The organism is Bradyrhizobium algeriense (genome assembly GCF_036924595.1).
Taxonomy (GTDB): domain Bacteria; phylum Pseudomonadota; class Alphaproteobacteria; order Rhizobiales; family Xanthobacteraceae; genus Bradyrhizobium; species Bradyrhizobium algeriense.
This window is the reverse complement of the sequence record NZ_JAZHRV010000001.1, coordinates 7,637,304-7,656,677: the sequence shown is the minus strand read 5'-3', so window position 1 is coordinate 7,656,677 and position 19,374 is coordinate 7,637,304. Positions and strand designations below refer to the sequence as shown.

General features: G+C 63.9%; 13 protein-coding genes. 7 read left to right on the top strand and 6 right to left on the bottom strand.

Annotated elements, in window-relative coordinates; translation table 11 throughout:
• Positions 1 to 61 precede the first annotated feature (61 nt).
• A complete protein-coding gene (locus tag V1286_RS36655) occupies positions 62 to 1,804 on the top strand; it encodes an N-acyl-D-amino-acid deacylase family protein (protein WP_334488560.1) in 1,743 nt (580 codons plus the stop codon).
• 20 nt (positions 1,805 to 1,824) lie between these two features.
• Here the strand turns inward: V1286_RS36655 and V1286_RS36650 are convergent, their stop codons facing one another.
• Together V1286_RS36650 and V1286_RS36645 are read right to left on the bottom strand one after the other, a co-directional pair.
• Positions 1,825 to 2,484, bottom strand: a complete 660-nt coding sequence (locus V1286_RS36650) for a glutathione S-transferase family protein (protein ID WP_334490168.1) — start codon at positions 2,482 to 2,484, stop codon at positions 1,825 to 1,827.
• A gap of 5 nt (positions 2,485 to 2,489) precedes the next feature.
• Positions 2,490 to 3,764, bottom strand: a complete 1,275-nt coding sequence (locus tag V1286_RS36645) for an MFS transporter (RefSeq protein ID WP_334488558.1) — start codon at positions 3,762 to 3,764, stop codon at positions 2,490 to 2,492.
• Positions 3,765 to 4,023: 259 nt separating this feature from the next.
• Here V1286_RS36645 and V1286_RS36640 point away from each other — a divergent pair, with 259 nt between their 5' ends.
• The 4 genes from V1286_RS36640 to V1286_RS36625 are packed head-to-tail and all read left to right on the top strand — an operon-like array spanning position 4,024 to position 8,655.
• Entirely contained in the window at positions 4,024 to 4,698 is a 675-nt protein-coding gene (locus V1286_RS36640; protein WP_334490166.1) for an ABC transporter ATP-binding protein, read from the top strand.
• Positions 4,695 to 7,157 (top strand): ABC transporter permease, encoded by a 2,463-nt coding sequence (locus V1286_RS36635; RefSeq protein WP_334488555.1) that lies wholly within the window; start codon positions 4,695 to 4,697, stop codon positions 7,155 to 7,157. Before V1286_RS36640 ends, V1286_RS36635 begins: the two co-directional genes overlap by 4 nt.
• Positions 7,147 to 8,232, top strand: coding sequence for a lipocalin-like domain-containing protein (locus V1286_RS36630; RefSeq protein WP_334488552.1), 1,086 nt, complete (start codon positions 7,147 to 7,149; stop codon positions 8,230 to 8,232). Before V1286_RS36635 ends, V1286_RS36630 begins: the two co-directional genes overlap by 11 nt.
• 30 nt (positions 8,233 to 8,262) lie before the next feature.
• The gene (locus tag V1286_RS36625) at positions 8,263 to 8,655 is read left to right on the top strand and encodes an MAPEG family protein (protein WP_334488549.1); all 393 of its coding nucleotides are present in this window, start codon (positions 8,263 to 8,265) and stop codon (positions 8,653 to 8,655) included.
• Between the two features lie 144 nt (positions 8,656 to 8,799).
• Here V1286_RS36625 and V1286_RS36620 read toward each other — a convergent pair whose 3' ends face one another.
• The 4 genes from V1286_RS36620 to V1286_RS36605 all read right to left on the bottom strand — a co-directional run bounded on the left by V1286_RS36620 (position 8,800) and on the right by V1286_RS36605 (position 15,998).
• Entirely contained in the window at positions 8,800 to 10,083 is a 1,284-nt protein-coding gene (locus tag V1286_RS36620; RefSeq protein ID WP_334489483.1) for an IS4 family transposase, read from the bottom strand.
• 221 nt (positions 10,084 to 10,304) lie between these two features.
• Complete coding sequence (locus V1286_RS36615) at positions 10,305 to 11,498, bottom strand: ABC transporter substrate-binding protein (RefSeq protein ID WP_334488546.1); 1,194 nt, start codon at positions 11,496 to 11,498, stop codon at positions 10,305 to 10,307.
• A 193-nt stretch (positions 11,499 to 11,691) separates the two neighbouring features.
• Complete coding sequence (locus V1286_RS36610) at positions 11,692 to 14,844, bottom strand: efflux RND transporter permease subunit (protein ID WP_334488544.1); 3,153 nt, start codon at positions 14,842 to 14,844, stop codon at positions 11,692 to 11,694.
• Positions 14,841 to 15,998 (bottom strand): efflux RND transporter periplasmic adaptor subunit, encoded by a 1,158-nt coding sequence (locus V1286_RS36605; protein WP_417021301.1) that lies wholly within the window; start codon positions 15,996 to 15,998, stop codon positions 14,841 to 14,843. Before V1286_RS36605 ends, V1286_RS36610 begins: the two co-directional genes overlap by 4 nt.
• A 642-nt stretch (positions 15,999 to 16,640) precedes the next feature.
• On the opposite strand from V1286_RS36605, the gene V1286_RS36600 reads away from it, so the two are divergent.
• Both V1286_RS36600 and V1286_RS36595 read left to right on the top strand, forming a co-directional pair.
• Positions 16,641 to 17,795 carry an iron-containing alcohol dehydrogenase gene (locus V1286_RS36600; RefSeq protein WP_334488542.1) on the top strand — a complete coding sequence of 385 codons (1,155 nt, stop codon included), beginning with the start codon at positions 16,641 to 16,643 and terminating at the stop codon, positions 17,793 to 17,795.
• Positions 17,796 to 17,811: 16 nt separating this feature from the next.
• Complete coding sequence (locus tag V1286_RS36595; RefSeq protein WP_334488539.1) at positions 17,812 to 19,362, top strand: AMP-binding protein; 1,551 nt, start codon at positions 17,812 to 17,814, stop codon at positions 19,360 to 19,362.
• Positions 19,363 to 19,374 lie beyond the last annotated feature (12 nt).

Sequence of the window (19,374 nt, the reverse complement as noted above, 5' to 3'; positions counted from 1 at the left end):
TTGACAGCATCAGGGGACGTCGGATGATGCGCCAACAAAAACCATAACCGGGATGGAAGCCATGACCTCGACCCCCGACCTCGTGATCCGCGGCGGCACCATTGCCGATGGCAAGGGTGGCGAATTGTTCGAAGCCGATGTGGCGATTTCCGGCGGGCGCATCACCGAAGTCGGCAAGGTTGCCGCGAAGGGCAAGGAAGAAATCGACGCCAAAGGCAAACTGGTTGCGCCGGGCTTCGTCGACGTCCACACTCATTATGACGGCCAGGTCACCTGGAGCCAGGACATCACGCCCTCGTCGCAGAACGGCGTGACGACAGCGATCATGGGCAATTGCGGCGTCGGTTTCGCGCCCTGCCGTCCGGCCGACCACGTCAGGCTGATCCAGTTGATGGAGGGCGTCGAGGACATCCCGGAGCCAGTGCTGAGCGCCGGCATTCCCTGGGCCTGGGAAAGCTTCCCGGACTACATGGAGTGGCTGTCGAAGCGGAATTTCGACATGGATATCGGCGCGCAACTGCCGCATGCGGCGCTGCGTGTGTACGTGATGGGCGAACGCGGCGCGCGCCGCGATCCCGCAACGCCTGAGGACAACAAGGCGATGGCGGCGCTCGCCGGAGACGCCGTGCGATCGGGCGCACTTGGCTTCTCGACCTCGCGCACCCTCAACCACCGCACCTCGACCGGCGACTACACACCGACGCTGAAAGCGGGCGAAGATGAATTGACCGCGATCGCCAGCGCGATGCACGGCGTTGGCCGCAGCGTGCTGCAATTCGTGCTCGACCAAAGCACCGTCGACGAAGATCTGCCGATGATGCTGCGGGTCGCTGAAAATACCAAATGCCCGATCTCGTTTTCTGTAGCCCAAGCCGACAAGGCGCCGCGACGCTGGCGCCAGACGATGGACACCATCAACGAAGCCGCCGCCCGCGGCCTGTCGATCACGACACAGATTGCCGCGCGTCCCGTCGGGCTGCTGCTTGGGCTGGAATTGTCGCGCAATCCATTCCAGACCCATCCGAGCTACCGCGCGATCGCCAAGCTGCCGCTGGCTGAGCGGCTGACGCATTTGCGCCGGCCCGAAGTGCGCGCCGCCATCCTGAGCGAGACGGCGACGGCGACCGACGATCCGCTGTTCTTCCGGCCAAACTACGACAAGATGTATCAGCTCGGTAATCCCCCGGACTACGAGCAGCCGCCGGAAAATGCGCTCGGCCCGCAAGCCCGCCGCCAGGGCCGGCAGCCGGAAGAGCTCGCCTACGACGCGATGCTGACGGACGAGGGCCGCGGCATGCTCTATGTGCCGTTCCTCAATTATGCCGACGGCAATCTCGATGCCGTATATGAGATGCTGCGCGAACCCAGCGCCGTGCCGGGCCTCTCCGACGGCGGCGCGCATTGCGGCATCATCTGCGACGCCAGCTTCCCGACCTATCTGCTGACGCACTGGACGCGCGACCGCAGCCGCGGCGAAAAGCTGTCGATCCCGTTCGTGGTGGCGGCGCAGTCGCGCAAGACCGCACTCTCGGTCGGCCTCTACGACCGGGGTGTGATCGCGCCGGGCTTCAAGGGCGACGTCAACGTGATCGACTATGACCGCTTGCACCTGCATCCACCGAAAGTGCATTACGACCTGCCGGTCGGCGGCCGTCGCCTGATGCAGCAGGTCGACGGCTATGAGGCCACCATCGTCTCCGGCCTGGTGACGCAGCGCAGCGGCAAGGCGACGGGTGCCCGTCCCGGCAAGCTGGTGCGCGGCGCGCAGGGCTCAAAGCCGCAGTTCGACGCGGCGGCGAGTTAGTTCGTTTCCGTGCTGCAGGATTATGCGGGTCGGAGCATCGAGAGCCGCAGATCCGATCCCACCGGCATCAGCTCGTAGGGCGGTTTCCAGCCCGGCAGCGCCGCGAGGCGCTCGCGCCAGGCATGGAGCGCCGGAAAAGCCGCCGCGATGTCGAAGCCGGTCTCCTCCTTGGGGTAATACACATATCCCGCCATGGAAAAGTCCACGATGGTCGGCTTGTCGCCGAGCATGAAGGCGCGATCGGCGAGATGCTTTTCGGCAATCGCAAAGCTCGCCTCGGTACGCGAGCGCAGGAACGACAGGATGGCCGGATGCACCGGCTCCGGCATGAATGACCTCTGAAACCGGTGCATCGCATGATTGTTCGTGAACTTGTGATTATCGAACATGATCCAGCGCAAGGCCTCGTATCGCTGGTCAGCGCCGGGCGCAAACTTGCCGGTGGTTTCCGCGAGCCAGATCAGGATCGCGCCCGACTGCGACATGAACTGCCCGTCGACTTCCAGCACCGGGACCTCGCCCATCGCGTTCATATTTGCCCGCCAGCCCGGATCGCGGGTCTGGCCGCCGGCAAAGTCGACCCCCACCGGCTCCCAGTCGAGGCCGGCGCAATTCAGATAGAGCGCCAATTTATAGGAATTGCCCGAGGCACCTATGCAATGCAGCTTGTAGCGGGCCATTCCGCTCACGCGAACTTCGGCTGCGCCGCCGCCTCGCGCATCAGCCTTGCGCGCTCCGTGTTCGGCCAGAGCAGCAACAGCCCGAGCAGCCCCGACGCCGCCATCACTACCGCATTAATGGTGAAGCCGGTCATGTAGCCGTCGAGCGGCACTGCCGCATTCTGGATCACGACGCCCATCACCAACGGGGCAATGAATCCCGCCAGCGTATAGATCGCGCCGTAGATCGCGAGCACGGCGCCGCGCTGCTGGACCGGCGTGAATTCGCCGAGCATCGGCGGGCAGACGACATAGATCGAACCGCAGAGCCCGGAGCCGACCACGAGGAATGCGATCTGCCATCCCGCGCCGTTGACATGCGGCAGCGCCGCCAGGATCGACCCGCCGACGATCAGGGGCACTGACCCGAGCACGCCGCGAGCGCCGCGCGTGCTGTATCCGCGCATCAGCATCACCTGCGAAATCCAGCCCGTCAGCAGCACGATAGTGGCGCCGAACACCCAGGGCAGCACAGAAACCCAGCCTGCATCCTGTTGCGAAAAGCCGAGCCCCTTGACGATGAAGGGCGTGAACCAGGTCAACCCGAGCGACAGCGCCCAATAAGCGCCGAAGGTCGCGGCGCAGCAGCCGATGAAGGTTCGCGAGGTCAGAAGCTGGAAGTAAGGTACGCGCTGGTCGCCAGCCGCCGTTGCGACCGTCTGCACCAGCGGCCCTTCCTTGCCCATCGCCAGCCACGCCACCACCCACATCAGGCCGACGACGCCGAGCGCACCGAAGGCATAGTGCCAGCTATGATTGACGATGATCCAGTTCAGGGCGGGCACCGCGAGGATCACGCCGAACGCCGAGCCCTGCGAGAGAATCGCGGTGGGGAGCGTTCGCTTCTCGTCGGGAAACCACTTGTAGACTGCGTGCGCCGCCACCGCGAAGGCCGGCCCCTCGCCCGCGCCGAGGATGATGCGGCAGATCACGAGCGTGGTGAAACCGACGGTGCCGACCATCGGAAACTGCGCCACCGACCAGATCACCGCCATCGCGAGCAGCACCCAGCGGGTGTCGATGCGGTTGACGATGAACCCGACGACGATGGCCGAGATCGAAAACAGGATGAAGAACGAGGAGCCGAGGAAGCCGAACTGCTCCGGCGAGAGCTTCAGTTCGTCCATGATCGGCGCGCCGGCGAGGCCGACCACGATCTTGTCGGCAAAGTTCACCAGCATGAACAGGAACAACAGGAAGGTGATTGTCCATGCGCCCTTGGGCGTCGGCTGCGCGGTCATGGCTGGTTTCCCCGTTTACCTTTGCTGGCTCTTAGGATCGGCCGGTTCCAATGCTACAAGGGGGCTCGCGGGCAAGGCAACCCGGATTTTTCCGCGGATGCCGCTTGCGCAACTGCCGGCTGCTGCGGCAGGCGCGCGCCACAACCGGATCACGATCACGTCGCGGCGCGATTGAGGCGTGATCCGGGGCGTCCGCCCTGATATGTTGCATGCCATCACGTCAGGGGATTTTCATGGTCAGATCGGTCCATCGTCGCGCATGACCAACGGCAATCCCAACGTGCTTCACGTGACCGGCCTGACCAAGAGCTACCGCACGGCCGGCGAAGAGATCGCGGTGCTGCGCGGGGTGAACCTCTCGGTCGCCGCGGGCGAGAGCGTCGCGCTGACGGGTGAATCCGGCAGCGGCAAGAGCACGCTCCTGCACCTGATCGCAGGGCTCGATGCAGCCGATGCCGGCGAGATCAGGCTGGCCGATGCACAGGTCTGCGAACTCAACGATGCCGGACGCGCGGAATTGCGCCGCGACCGGCTCGGCCTGGTGTTTCAGCAATTCAACCTGATTCCGAGTCTCACGGTGGAAGACAATTTGGTTTTCCAGTCGCGCATTGCCGGCCGTCATGACGCGGCCTGGCACCGCGAACTGGTGGAGCGGCTCGGGCTCAGCAATTTCCTCAAACGCTATCCCGAGCAATTGTCCGGCGGCCAGCAACAACGCGTCGCGATCGGCCGGGCACTGGCGGTAAAGCCGCTGCTGCTGCTGGCGGACGAGCCTACCGGCAATCTCGACGAGGACACCGCCGACGAGGTGCTGGCGCTGGCGCGCGATCTGGTGGCGCGCAGCGGCTGCGGTTTTCTGATGGTGACCCACAGCGAACGGCTCGCCGCCACGCTCGACCGGAAGGTGAATCTCCATGCCGGGGTGATCGCGTGAAACGCGCGCTGTGGACGCTGGCCGTATTGCTGAGCCATTGGCGGCGGCATCCGATGCAGCTTGCGACCCTGCTGATCGGATTGATCTCGGCGACCGCGCTGTGGAGCGGCGTTCAGGCGCTCAATCAGCAGGCGCGCACCTCCTACGATCGCGCCGCCGCCACGTTTGGCGGCACGCGCACCGCCATGCTGGTCGCCCGCAGCGGCGCAAGCTTTCCGCAAGAACTCTTCGTCGATTTGCGCCGCGCCGGCTGGCCGGTCTCGCCGGTGCTCGAAGGCCGCATCCAGATCGAGGGACGGTCGTTCCGGCTGCTGGGCATCGAACCGGTGACGCTGCCCGCGGAAGTCGGCAACGCGCCTGCGATCGGCAGAGCCGATCTGCTATCCTTCATGACGCCGCCGGGCGCGATGCTGGTGGCGCCGGAAACGCTTTCCGATCTCAAGCTCGCGGAGGGCGCCCGCCCGGAGGCCAATGGCGGCGCGTTGCTGCCGCCGCTTCGCGTGCAGCCTAATCTCGTACCTGGCGTATTGGTCGTCGACATCGGCATCGCACAGGGCCTGTTGAAAATGCCGGATCAGCTTTCGCGCCTGCTGATCGGCAAGACGGCGGCCAGACGCGCAACCCTTGAAAGCATTGCCGGCGACAGGCTTCGCCTGATCGAACCCGATGCGGAGAGCGACCTCGAACGCCTCACCGACAGTTTTCACCTGAACCTGACCGCGTTCGGGTTGCTGTCATTCTTTGTCGGGCTCTTCATCGTCAATTCGGCGATCGGGCTTGCCTTCGAGCAGCGGCTGCCGGTGCTGCGCACGTTGCGCGCCTGCGGCGTCTCGGCGCGGATGCTCAACGCCGTGCTGGTGCTTGAGCTGGTGTCGCTGGCGCTGATCGCGGGGCTGATCGGTCTCGTATGCGGCTACTTCATCGCCGGTGCGCTGCTGCCCGACGTCGCCGCATCGCTGCGCGGACTTTATGGCGCGCAGATTCCGGGGCACCTGACGCTCAAGCCGCAATGGTGGATCGCGGGCATCGCCATCAGCATAGCCGGCGCGCTCGCGGCCGCCGCCGCCAGCCTGACCAAGGCGCTGCGGCTGCCGCTGCTCGCCACCGCCCAGCCCTACGCGTGGCAACAGGCTCAGCGGCGCTGGCTGACCTACCAGAGCGCGCTGGCGCTCGCAGCGTTCGCGGCCGCGGCCGGTCTGCTCTGGTTCGGCGATTCCCTGATTTCGGGGTTTGCCGTGCTCGCGGCGCTGATGCTCGGCGCGGCGCTGATCCTGCCGATGTTTCTGGAATTCATGCTGTCGCTTGGTCAGCGGTATGCGCGAACCCCGGTCAGCGTCTGGTTCTGGGCCGACAGCCGTCAGCAGCTATCCGGACTGTCGCTCGCCTTGATGGCGCTGTTGCTCGCACTATCCGTCAATGTCGGCGTCTCCACCATGGTCGAGAGTTTCAGCCGTACGTTCCTGGTCTGGCTCGACGGGCGGCTGGCGGCGGATGTCTATGTCAACGCCGCCAACGACGCCCAGGCAGCCGAGATCAAGGCGTGGCTGCGCGAGCGCCCCGAGGTCGAGGCGATTCTGCCCGGCGCCCGCGCCGACACGCAATTGGCGGGCGCGCCGATCGAGGTACTGGGCCTGCCCGATCACGCCACCTATCGCGACAACTGGCCGCTGCTGCAATCGGCCGACAATGCCTGGATCAAGCTTCGTCCCGGCAATGCGGCCCTCGTCAGCGAACAACTGGCGCGGCGCCTGCACCTTTCGGTCGGCGACCGCATCGAGGTGCCCGCGTCAGGCGGAAGCTGGGCACTCGACGTGGTCGGCATCTATGCTGATTATGGCAACCCCAAGGGCCAGATCGCGGTGAACTACGCCGCGTTGACGCGGCGCTTTCCTGAAATCCCGCTGACGCGCATGGGATTGCGGGTCGCCTCACCAAATATCCCGGCATTGATATCGGCACTGCAGGAAAAATTCGCGCTCGACGACCGCAATGTCGCCGATCAGGCGACGATGAAGGCGGAATCGACGCGGATCTTCAACCGCACCTTTGCGGTGACCGCCGCGCTGAACGCCTTCACGCTTGGGGTAGCCGGCGTCGCGCTGTTGACGAGCCTGCTGACGCTTGCCAATTCCCGCCTGCCACAACTGGCGCCGCTATGGGCGATCGGCATTACGCGGCGGCGCCTCGCGGCGATCGAGCTTCTCAAGACGATGTCGGTGGCGCTGATCACCACCATCTTCGCGCTTCCGCTCGGTCTCCTGGTCGCGTGGTGCCTGCTTGCGGTCGTCAACGTCAAGGCGTTCGGCTGGCGGTTGCCGTTCCATGTCTTTCCGCTGCAACTGCTGTGGCTGACAGGCGTGGCGATGGCGGCAGCGCTGGCCGCTGCGGCGCTTCCCGTCATCAGGCTGGCGCGCATGCAGCCGACGAGCCTGATCAGGATATTCGCCAATGAACGGTAGCGTCCCGATCACCCGCCGCGGCTTCATCGGTGGCACGCTGCTCGCAGGATTGGGCGGCAAGGCGCTCGCGCAGGGCTTCGCTGGACTTGGTGAAAGCGCGGAGGGATTTGCGTCGGTCGTCCCCGGCAGGACGTTCGCATTTCCCGCCGACCACGGGCCACATACGGAATTTCGCATCGAGTGGTGGTATGTGACGGCCAATCTCGCCGACGCGAATGGCACGGCCTATGGCGCGCAATGGACGTTGTTTCGCCAGGCAATCGCTGCCGGCGGCCCGCAGGAGGGCTGGGCCAACCAGCAAATCTGGATGGGCCATGCCGCCGTCACCCGCGCCGATACCCATCGCTTCGCTCAGACGTTCGCGCGCGGCGGGGTCGGCCAGGCCGGCGTCGACGCCAAGCCGTTTCACGCCTGGATCGATGCCTGGGAGATGCGCGGGCTCGATCCTGTCAACGACGACAATATCGCACCACTTGTGCTGAAAGCATCGGGCGCCGATTTCAGTTACGCGCTGCGCCTCGATGCGGAGCGGCCGCTGGTGCTGCAGGGCGACGGCGGCTACAGCCGCAAATCGCTGCGCGAACAAGCTTCGTATTACTACAGCCAGCCGCATTATACGGCGAAGGGCATTCTCACCATCGACGACAAGCCCGTCGACGTCACCGGGATGGCCTGGCTCGATCGTGAGTGGAGCAGCCAGCCGCTGGCCTCCGATCAAAGCGGATGGGACTGGCTCTCGCTGCATTTCAATTCCGGCGATAAGCTGATGCTGTACCGGATGCGCCAGATCGACGGCCAGCATTATGGCTCCGGCAAATGGATCGCGCCCGACGGCACGGCCGAACAACTCGCCTCCGCCGATATCATGATGACACCACTGAGCTTCACCGAGATCGGGAAACGGAAGATTCCGACGACATGGCGTATCGCCATTCCAAGGAAGGCGCTGTCGATTGAATGTACGCCGCTCAATCCGAGAAGCTGGATGGGCACCAGCTTTCCCTATTGGGAAGGCCCGATCCGCTTTGCCGGCAGCCATTCCGGGGTGGGCTATCTGGAAATGACGGGCTATTAAGCGCTCGCACGAAACAGGGGAATTTCAGCGATGTATCATTTCACCGCGCTCGTCACGTTGCTGGCGGTCCTGGTCTACTTCTACTCGTCCATCCTGGTGTCGCGGGCGCGCGGCAAGTTCGGCGTCAAGCTGCCGGCCATTTCGGACAATCCGGATTTCGAGCGCGTGTTTCGCGCGCAGATGAACACGCTGGAATGGCTGCCGATCTTCCTGCCGTCGCTGTGGCTGTTCGCAATCTATATCGGCGATGGCATCGCGGCCGCCATCGGGCTGGTCTGGGCGATCGGCCGGATTCTCTACGTGCTCGGCTACGCCAGGGCGGTCAAGGACCGCAGCCTGGGTTTTGCGATCCAGGCGCTGGCGACGATCGCGCTGTGGGTCGGCGCGTTCGGCGCGATCGTATGGCGGCTGGTGCAGGCGTGAGGATTGAGGCGAACTCCATCCCCACGTCGTCCCTGCGAACGCAGGGACCCATACGCCGCGGCATATCGATAAGGCAGAATATCAGACGCTCGCCTTAACAACGAGCGCCTGTGGTTATGGGTCCCTGCGTTCGCACTAGCGTTTCTACACATTTTCGATGGCTCTGGCAGCGACGATGATTTGGAAGCGAGCCATTCCGTTGTGAAATGTGATTGGTCCGGGTGGCCGATGCGAGGCGTAGCCGGTCCATCCGCCGAGCTTGGCGATGATCCATGCCGCCCACTGAAGCGTGTGGGGGCGATGCGGGTTCTTCTGAAGCTCGGTCCTGCCTTTCATGGTTTTGTTGATGGCGGCAAGTGCTTCGATTTCTTCGGGGGTGAAGGCGCATTTGACCGACAATTGTTCGCCACCATTGCGGGCCTGAACGAGTTGAATGACGATACATGCCGCTTTAGTAGCGATCGTCACGAGCTTGATCAGGGCCTCGGCGCTTTCGAGCTGACTGTCCTCGATTCGCAAGCCCTGGTTCTTCAACGAGCGAAAGAGCTGTTCGATGATCCAGCGCTGCTTGTACCAGGAGACGATCCGCCAAGCATCGGCCGCATTGGCGATCGAATGAGTGGTCAAGAGCAGCCAATGAACGGGCTCAGCCCCCTTCGGGGGGTGCAACTCGACGACTTCCACGAAGCTGACTTTGACGCCTTCAGGCAGTTCCTTCACGCCGGGTCGCGCCGGCCGCTTAAGCACGACGGTTCCAAAGCGCAGCGAGAGATGGGCTTGGCGACCGTGGCGATCCATCCGCTGCGGCAGATCGATCACCGCCTTGTCGCAGAAGCGAACTCGCTCCACCGCTTGATAAAGGGTTCCGCCGTCGGCCAGCGCATGATCATGCATAGCCCGCGTCAGCAGGTGGACGTTGTCGCCGGGCGTCAGCGCCCAGTGCGCAAAGAACTCCCCTTCACGGTCATTGATGACGGTGATCATGCGCGCCGCAGCCAGAACCTCGCAGCCCTGCTCAGCCGTCGTAACCCAGCGCGCCGACTCCTTGTTGGCCAACTCCCGCTCGTCGTGAGGGGTCTTAACTTTGCCCCTGCGCGTCCACACCTTGCCGCCGGTGAGACCGAGACAGGCCCCGCTGTCGGCATCGACCGCTATCATGGCATGCAGCAACACGCCGCGGGCATTGCCTTTGCCGACTTTGCCCAGTCCACGCCGACATCCCTGCCGCGTCTGAAACTTGACCTCGCTGGTGTCCTGGATCGCCAGCACATGACGCCCGCCGACCACGGTCGCCGTCTGCCTGCTCCAGCCTTCAATCAGTCGATCGGTCGTGACTTGCGGATTGTTCACGAACCGCCAGTACGCCATGTACGCGGCCCAGTCACCCTGCGCCATCCGGCGCAAGCAGACACTGCGCGTGCAAAGCATAGCCTGCACAAACGCCGCCCCCTTTTATCGAGGCGAACGTCGCCAAACTCACCCAGTGACAAATCCGGCTCGTGCTCCATCTCCGACGCTCCTTCGAATCAAAGCGTCAGAAACAGAATCATACAAACCGCAAACGCGGGATAACATCATGACCCACCGAGTCAATCTGTCGCGCCAGACGTGTAGAAACCCTAGTGCGTTCGCAGGGACGACGAAAAGACCTACTTCACCAGCGGGCAGCCGGAATCCTTCGCCGCCGGGAACGCCTTGTCTCCAGGCACCACGGCAAGCTGCTTGTAGTAATCCCACGGCTTCTTCGACTCCGTCGGCTTCTTGACCTCGAACAGATAGAGGTCGTGCACCATGCGGCCGTTTTCCAGCACCTTGCCGCCTTGCGCGAAGTCGTCGTCCACCGGAAGCTCCTTCAGCTTCTTCGCCACCGCCTCGGTGTCCTTGGTGCCTGCCGCCTTGACCGCCTTCAGATATTGCAGCGTCGCCGAATAGGTGCCGGCCTGGATCATGTTCGGCATGCGGCCGGTACGCTTGAAGAAACGTTCGGCGAGGTTGCGGCTCTTGGCGTCGCGGTCCCAGTAATAGCCTTCCGTCAGCACCAGGCCTTGGGCGGCCTCAAGCCCGAGGCCATGGACTTCGGCCAGCGTCAGCAGCAGGCCGGCAAGCTTCTGGCCGCTCTTGACGATGCCGAATTCCGCCGCCTGCTTGATCGAGTTGGTGGTGTCGAGACCGGCATTTGCGAGACCGATGATCTTGGCTTTCGAGCTCTGCGCCTGCAGCAGGAACGACGAGAAGTCCGACGAGTTCAGGGGAATGCGGACCGCGCCCAGCACCTTGCCGCCCTTGGCCCTGACGAAATCGCCGGTGTCTTTTTCCAACGCGTGGCCGAAAGCGTAGTCCGCGGTCATGAAGAACCAGCTGTCGCCGCCGGACTCCACCAGCGCGCCGCCGGTGCCGTAGGCCAGCGCGTGCGTGTCGTAGGCCCAGTGGAATCCATAGGGCTGGCAGGCATCGCCGGTGAGGCGCGAGGTCGCCGCACCCACGACGATGTCGATCTTCTTCATCTGCCTGGAGAGATCGTGGATCGCAAGCGCGACCGAGGAAGTCGTCAGTTCGGTGATCATGTCGACGCCTTCGACCTCATACCAGCGCCGCGCGATGGCCGTGCCGAGATCCGGCTTGTTCTGGTGATCGGCGGAAACGATCTCGATCTTGTGGCCCAGCACCTCGCCGCCGAAATCCTCGATCGCCATCTTGGCGGCCTCGAACGACCACTTGCCGCCGTAATCGGCGTAGACCCCGGACTGATCGTTCAGAATACCGATCTTGACGCCCTGCGCCGATGCGGGCGCGGCGAGCAAAACACCACCCACCGCAACGGCGGCTAACAATCCCGACTTCATTTTTTTCTCCCGGAATTTTTTGCCAGAGGAACCCGGCAACACTATTCAATAACCCCACGACTGCCCATCCATTTCGGATCAGCCAAAAGTATGGGGAACCCTTGAAGGCAAGGCGCGCGCCACGCCTCATCCGTCATTCCTGGTGCGCAATTGCCCACCGGGGAATGACGACGGTAATGAACGGATCCGCCACTCACGCCGCCGCCGGCTTCTTGCCCTTCCCGTCCGCGAGATTCCGCACGATGACGTAAAAGATCGGCGTGAAGATCAGGCCGAACAGCGTAACGCCGAGCATGCCGAAGAACACGGCGACCCCCACCGCCTGACGCATCTCCGAGCCGGAGCCCGAGGAGATCACCAGCGGGAGCACGCCGAGGATGAAGGCGAACGACGTCATCAGGATCGGCCGCAACCGCAGCCGGCAGGCTTCGATCACGGCCTCCAGCCGCGGCTTGCCTTCGAGCTCGATATCGCGCGCGAACTCGACGATGAGAATGGCGTTCTTGGCCGCCAACCCTACCAGCACCACGAAACCGATCTGGGTCAGGATATTGACGTCCTGCCCCATGATCCGCACGCCGATGGTGGCGGCGAGCAGACACATCGGCACGATCAGGATGACCGCGATTGGCAGGCTCCACGAGCCGTATTGTGCTGCCAGCACGAGATACACGAACAGCACGCAGATCGGAAACACGTAAAGGCCGGTGTTGCCGCCGGTGACCTGCTGATAGGACAGGTCGGTCCATTCGAACGAGAAGCCGCTCGGCAGCGTCTCCTCGGTCAACTTCTTCATGATGTCGATCGCGGTCGCCGAACTCGTGCCTGGCAGCGTCTCGCCCTGCAGCTCGGACGCGGGGTAGAGATTGTAGCGCGCGACGCGGTCGGGGCCGGAGATGTCGCTGAAACTCACGACGCTGCCGAGCATCACCATGTCGCCGGCGGCGTTGCGGGTGCGCAGGCGTGCGAGATCGGATGTCTCCTTCCGGAACGGCAGATCGGCCTGCGCCGTGACGCGGTAGGTGCGGCCGAACAGATTGAAATCGTTGACATAGGACGAGCCGAAATAGGTCTGGATCGTATCGTTGATGTTCGCAATCGGCACGCCGAGCTTCTGAGCCTTGACGCGGTCGATGTCGACGAACAGTTGCGGCGTGTTGGCCGCAAAAGTGGAGAACACCTGTGTCAGGCCCGGCACCTTGCTCGCCGCACCGACCAGTTCACCCGTCGCCGCGGCAAGCATCTCGGAGCCGCGGCCCTGGCGGTCCTGAATCCGCATGGTGAAGCCGCCGCCGGTGCCGATGCCGGGTACCGCGGGCGGCGGGATGACGATGATGAAGGCACCTTGGATGCTCGCCAGCCGGCTGCGCAGATTGTTGGCGATCGCGCCTGCGGAAAGTCCCTTCTTGTGGCGCTCTTCCGGATCTTCGAATACGGGAAATAGCGCGGCGGCATTGCTTGCCTGCGTTCGGGTTGCACCCGAGAAGCCGGCGAAGGCAGCTACACGAACGATACCGGGCGTATCCAGCGCAATGCGCTCGATCTCGCGGACCACTTCGGTGGTGCGCGCCAGCGACGCCGCGCCCGGCAATTGCACGGAGACAATGACATAACCGCGATCCTGCGCCGGGATGAAACCTTGCGGCGTTGTCATCAACAGCCATCCGGCGCCGCCGATCAGCGCCACGTACACCAGCAACATCACCACCGAATGCCGGATCACGAAATCGGCCGCGCTGGCATAGCCGTGTGCCAACCGATCGAAGCCGCGATTGAAGACGCCGGTAAAAGCACCCCAGCCGCGGGCGATGAAATTCCAGCGTGCCGGCGGCCTCTTGTCCTCGTGCGGCTGCAGGATCAGCGAGGCCAGCGCCGGCGACAGCGTCAGCGAGCAGAAGCAGGAAATTGCGGTCGCGACCGCAATAGTGACGGCAAACTGCTGGAAGAACTGCCCGGAGATGCCGCCAAGGAACGCCGTCGGGACGAACACCGCGCACAACACCAGCGCAATCGAAACCAGTGCGCTGCCGACCTCCTGCATGGTGCGAAGCGCGGCGTCACGCCGGTTCATGCCGTGCTCGAGATGGCGTTCGACGTTTTCGACCACCACGATCGCATCGTCGACCACGATGCCCACCGCGAGCACGAGGCCGAACAGCGTGAGATTGTTGATCGAGAATCCCAATGCTGCCATCACGGCAAAGGTGCCGACCAGCGACACCGGGATCGCGATGATCGGAATGATGGCGGGCCGCCAGCCCTGCAAGAACACCAGCACCACGATCACGACCAGCGCCATCGCCTCGTAGATCGTCTTGATCAGCTCGCTGACGGACTGTGCGATGAATTCGGTCGGATTGTAGCCGATATTGTAGTCGAGCCCTTTCGGGAAGCTCGCCTTCAGCCGCTCCATGGTGTTCGAAATGCCCTTGGCGGTCGCGAGCGCATTGGAGCCGGGCCGCTGGGTCACCAGCATGGCGACGGCGGATTTCCGCAGCAGGAAGCTGTTGGTCGAATAGGCCAGCGCGCCGAGTTCGATCCGCGCGACGTCGCGCAGCTTGACCGTGCGCCCGTCGGCGCCGGCCTTGACCACGATCTCCTCGAACTGTTTCGGGTCCTTCAGGCGGCCGGTAAAGGTGAGATTCGGCGAGAAGGCGCGGTCGGCAATCGGGGGTTCCGCGATCTGCCCGCCCGCGATCTGCACGTTTTGCGAGCGGATCGCCGCCACCACCTCGCCGGCGGTCAGGCCCAGCGTGGAGATCTTGTCCGGATCGAGCCACAGCCGCATCGAATAGTCGCGCGCGCCGAAAATCTGGATGTCGCCGACGCCGTCGAGCCGGAGCAACTGGTCACGGACCTGCAACAGCGCGTAGTTCGAGATATAGAGCTGGTCGAACGTGTCGTCCGGCGACAGCATGAACACGACCATCAATATGTCGGGGCTGTTCTTGCGGGTGACGACGCCGTTGCGCTGCACCTCTTCGGGCAGCCGCGGCTGCGCGATCGCGACGCGGTTCTGCACCAGCACCTGCGCCTTGTCCAAATCAGTGCCGAGCTTGAACGTGACCGTGATCGTCAACTGTCCGTTCGAGGTGGCCTGGCTGTAGAGATACAGCATGTCCTCGACGCCGTTGATCTCCTGCTCGATCGGAGCGGCGACCGTATCGGAGACGGTCTGCGCGGAGGCGCCGGGATATTGTGTGGTGATCGTCACCGTCGGCGGCACCACTTGCGGATATTCCGAAACCGGCAGCGTCGTATAGGCGATCGCGCCGACGATCAGCAGCACGATCGACAGCACCATCGCCAAAATGGGCTGGTTGATGGAGAGCCGGCCGAGATTCATGTCTTGGCACCGGCCGGCTTGATGTCGCCGGGCCGCGGGGTGACCTTTGCCCCCACCCGCGCCCGTTGCAGACCGTCGATTATGACGCGGTCTTCCGGCTTCAGGCCCTCACGGATCACGCGCAGGCCTTCATCGAGCGGCCCAAGCGTCACCGGCTTTGCCTCGACCGTATTGTCGTCCTTGACGACGAAAACGATCTTCCGCGACTGGTCGGTCGCGACAGCCGTGTCCGGCAGCAGCAGCGCCTCATAGGGCGCGCTGCCGATGATCCGAACCCGGCCGAACTGGCCGGGCAGGATCGAGAGATCCTTGTTCTGGATGACGGCGCGGCTGCGCAGCGTCCCGGTCGAGACATCCAGGCGGTTGTCGAGGAAATCCATCTTGCCCTCATGCGAGGGCTTGGTCCCGCCGGTCAGCGTCACCTCGACCGGGTTCGGCGTATCGCGCGAACTCGGGCGCTTGCCTTCGAACCAGAGCCGGCTGTTTCGCAGGTAGGTCGCCTCGTCGACGTCGAAATAGATGTAGATCGGATCGAGCGAGACGATCGAGGTGAGCAGCGTCGCGCCGCCCTCGCTGCCCTGCACGAGATTGCCCGGCGTGACCAGATGACGGCTCACCCGGCCGGTGATGGGCGCCATCACATGGCTGAACTCGATATTGAGCTTGGCGGCCTTGAGCGCGCCTTCGGCCTGCATTTCCGCGGCGCGCGCCGCCTGCAGGGTCTGCCGGCGCTGGTCGACGATCGAATCGGACACGGCTTGCGTCTGGTTCAGCGTCAGCGCGCGGTCGAGCTCACGCCTGGCAAGTTCGGCCCTCGCACGTGCGTCCGCCAACTGGCCATCGGCCTGCTCGGCGACCGCCTCGAACGGACGGGCGTCAATCACATAAAGCAGATCGCCCGCGCGCACGATGGAGCCGTCTCGGAATTCGACGCTGGTGACGAAACCGCCGACGCGGGCGCGAACCTGGACTTCCTGAATTGCCTCGAACCGCCCGGTGAACTCATCCCAATCCGTGACGGTGCGCTTCACCGGCTGCGCGACCGTGACGGCAGGCGCCGCGGGGGCCGCCTGTTGCGCCGGCTTGTCGCCGCAGGCCGACAGCGCCAGCGCCAGCAGCGGGGTCAACCATTTGAGGCTACGAGGTGAGCGAATGTCGACCCCCGCCGGCAAAACCGGACGTTTCAATTGCTCAGTTGCAGTCAAACCCCATCTCCCCTCTCGACATCCCTGATGGATGAAAGCCGCCGTGGAACTTATGGCGGAGGCCACAGATGTGATCGGTTCCCAGTCTCGTCAAGAACCCGGCGGGATCAAGCACAATCGTTATGCATCCGCGTAGCCAACGCGCCGCTCTATGCGGATCTCATGTTTTTTGCACTGCGATGACGGCGGAACCGTTGCGGCGAGCGCTCAGCTAACCGCTGGCCGATGACGAAAACGTGACGCGAAGGCGTTACGTCGGCCCCGGAATGACCGCGGCAAGTTGCATCGAAATAGCCGACGGGCAAACCAGCTTCGTAGATGGAGCGAAGCGAAATCCGGGGTTGCTCTAACACCGTTTCCGGACATCGCGGAGCCTGTCATCACTGTGCGAGCGCAATTGCGCTCGTCGCGGGGCGCGCACAGTGATGATAGGCTCCGCGATATCCGGGATCACCCCAACTCCATCCCGGATTTCGCTTCGCTCCATCCGGGCCGCATCATCTTCGGGCATGACGCCGCCAATTTCCTCCGCTAACCTTGCCGCCAAGGCTCGCAACAAGGGCCAAACAAAAATGTCCGGGGAGGACAAGCGTGCACAAAGGGCGTGTCGTATTCGGCGCGATGGATGAGGTCGTGTTCGGACGGCCGGCATCCGAGGCGCTCGTCGAGCAGTTGATCCGGCTCGGCTCCACACGCGCCTTCCTGATGGTCAGCGGCACGCTGAACCGCGAAACCGATGAAATCGAGAACATTCGCCGCGGGCTGGGGCCGCGCTGCGCAGGCACCTTCGATGCCATGCCGCCGCACACGCCGCGCGCGGCCGTCATTGCCGCCAGCGAACAGGCTCGCGCCGCGAATGCCGATCTCATCGTTACCATCGGCGGCGGCTCGATTACCGACGGCGCCAAGGCGGTGCAGCTTTGCCTCGCCAACGATATCCGCCATCCTGACGACATCGACAGGATCAGGGCCGGTCGCGGCGCCTCGCCGCAGCTCACCGCCCCGACGGTGCGCCAGATCAGCGTACCGACGACGATTGCCGGCGGCGAGTTCTCAGCCGCGGCTGGAGTCACCAACGAGAACACCAAGGTCAAGGAAGGCCTGCGCCATCCACTGCTGATGCCGCGCGCGGTGATTCTCGATCCCTGGCTTAGCCAGCACACCCCGGAATGGCTGTGGCTCTCGACCGGCATCCGCGCCGTCGATCATTGCGTCGAGGGCATCTGCGCGCGCGAGGCGCATCCTTACGGCGACGCCCAGGCGCTGATGGGGCTGTCGATGCTGGCGCAGGCGCTGCCGCGGGTGAAGGCCGACGCCAAAGACCTCGACGCGAGGATGGATTGCCAGATCGGCACCTGGCTTTCGACCGGACCGCTGGCCTCGGGCGTGCCGATGGGCGCCAGCCACGGCATCGGCTACGTGCTCGGCGCGGAATTCGGCGTGCCGCACGGTTACACCTCCTGCGTCATGCTGCCGTCGGTGATGCGCTGGAACAAATCTGTCAACGCCGACCGGCAGGCGCAGGTCGCAGCCGCGATGGGACACCCGAACGAGGACGCCGGCGACGTGCTCGACGCCTTCATTCGTAACCTCGGCATGCCGCGCAGCCTGCGCGAGGTCAAAGTTGGACCTGAGCATTTCGACCGTATCGCACAACAGGCGATGGCAACGCCCTGGGTGCCGCGCAATCCGCGCAAGATCGAGGGGCCGGCACAGGTTCGCGAAATTCTCGAGTTGGCCGCCTAGGGAGACCAGAACGACAATGTACACCGGCAAGCACGTTCATCTTCGTCCGCTACAGCCCGCCTTCATCATGGCTGATACCGGCGAGACCGTTACCTATCGCGAGCTGGAGGCGCGCTCCAACCGGCTGGCGCATCTGCTTCGCAACCGCGGCCTGAAGCGGCTCGATCACTATTCGATCTTCATGGAGAACAACAGCCGCTATCTGGAATCCTGCGGCGCCGGCGAACGCTCGGGCCTCTATTACACCTGCGTGAACTCTTACCTCACCGCGAGCGAGCTCGCCTATATCCTGACCAACAGCCAGTCGCGCATCCTCATCACATCCAGGGAAAAACTCGATGTCGCGCGTGAGGCGCTGAAGGAATGCCCGCAGGTAGAGCTTTGCATCGTCGCCGATGGTGACGGCGAAAGCGACCGCATCGTTGGCCTGCAAGAAGTAACGGCTGACTTGCCGCACACGCCGATATCAGATGAATGCGTCGGCACCGCGATGCTCTATTCCTCCGGCACCACCGGCCGGCCGAAGGGGATTTTGCGCCCGTTGCCGGAACTGCCGGCCGACCAGCAATTGCCGCTGTTCGATTTCCTGGTGAAGATCTGGCAGTACCGCGAGGACATGATCTATTTGTCGCCGGCGCCGCTCTACCACTCGGCGCCGCAGGCGGCCGTCAACCTCACGATCAAGATGGGCGGCACCGCCATCATCATGGAACGGTTCGATCCCGAACAATATCTCGCACTGATTCCGAAATGGAGCGTCACGCATACCCAGCTTGTGCCGACGATGTTCTCGCGCATGCTGAAACTGCCGCAAGAGGTGCGCGCCCGCCATGATTTGTCATCCCTCGAAATCGCGATCCACGCCGCCGCGCCCTGCCCCGCGGCGGTGAAGGACGACATCATCAAATGGTGGGGACCGATCATCCATGAATATTACGGCGCCACCGAAGGGCTCGGCTTCACCTCCTGCAATAGCGAGGAATGGCTGGCCCACCGCGGCACCGTGGGCCGGGTGCTGCTCGGCGATCTGCATATTCTCGACGAGAACATGCAGCCCTGCCCGGTCGGCACAGCGGGCACGGTGTGGTTCAAGACCGCCACGCCGTTCGAGTATTTCAACGATCCGGGCAAGACCCGGGAGGCCCGCTCGGCCGACGGCAGCATGAGCACGGTCGGCGACGTCGGCTATGTCGACGAAGACGGCTATCTCTATCTGACCGATCGCGCGACCTTCATGATCATCTCCGGCGGCGTCAACATCTATCCGCAGGAATGCGAGAACCTCCTGATCACCCATCCCAAGATCGCGGACGCGGCGGTGTTCGGCGTGCCCAATCCGGATCTCGGCGAAGAGGTGAAAGCGGTGGTGCAGCCGATGCCGGGCGTTTCGCCGGGGCAGGAGCTGGCCGACGAGCTGATCGCCTTCTGCAGCGGGTCCCTGTCCCGCCAGAAAGTGCCGCGCTCGATCGATTTCGAAGCGGAATTGCCGCGGCTTCCGACCGGAAAACTCTACAAACGCCTGTTGCGCGATCGTTACTGGGGCAACAAGACCTCGCGGATCGTATGAGGCCGGCACGCA

Coding starts and splice junctions, on each gene's coding strand:
- V1286_RS36655 (WP_334488560.1), top strand. CDS start 62: ATGACCTCGACCCCCGACCTCGTGATCCGCGGCGGCACCATTGCCGAT.
- V1286_RS36650 (WP_334490168.1), bottom strand. CDS start 2,484: ATGGCCCGCTACAAGCTGCATTGCATAGGTGCCTCGGGCAATTCCTAT.
- V1286_RS36645 (WP_334488558.1), bottom strand. CDS start 3,764: ATGACCGCGCAGCCGACGCCCAAGGGCGCATGGACAATCACCTTCCTG.
- V1286_RS36640 (WP_334490166.1), top strand. CDS start 4,024: ATGACCAACGGCAATCCCAACGTGCTTCACGTGACCGGCCTGACCAAG.
- V1286_RS36630 (WP_334488552.1), top strand. CDS start 7,147: ATGAACGGTAGCGTCCCGATCACCCGCCGCGGCTTCATCGGTGGCACG.
- V1286_RS36625 (WP_334488549.1), top strand. CDS start 8,263: ATGTATCATTTCACCGCGCTCGTCACGTTGCTGGCGGTCCTGGTCTAC.
- V1286_RS36620 (WP_334489483.1), bottom strand. CDS start 10,083: ATGCTTTGCACGCGCAGTGTCTGCTTGCGCCGGATGGCGCAGGGTGAC.
- V1286_RS36615 (WP_334488546.1), bottom strand. CDS start 11,498: ATGAAGTCGGGATTGTTAGCCGCCGTTGCGGTGGGTGGTGTTTTGCTC.
- V1286_RS36610 (WP_334488544.1), bottom strand. CDS start 14,844: ATGAATCTCGGCCGGCTCTCCATCAACCAGCCCATTTTGGCGATGGTG.
- V1286_RS36595 (WP_334488539.1), top strand. CDS start 17,812: ATGTACACCGGCAAGCACGTTCATCTTCGTCCGCTACAGCCCGCCTTC.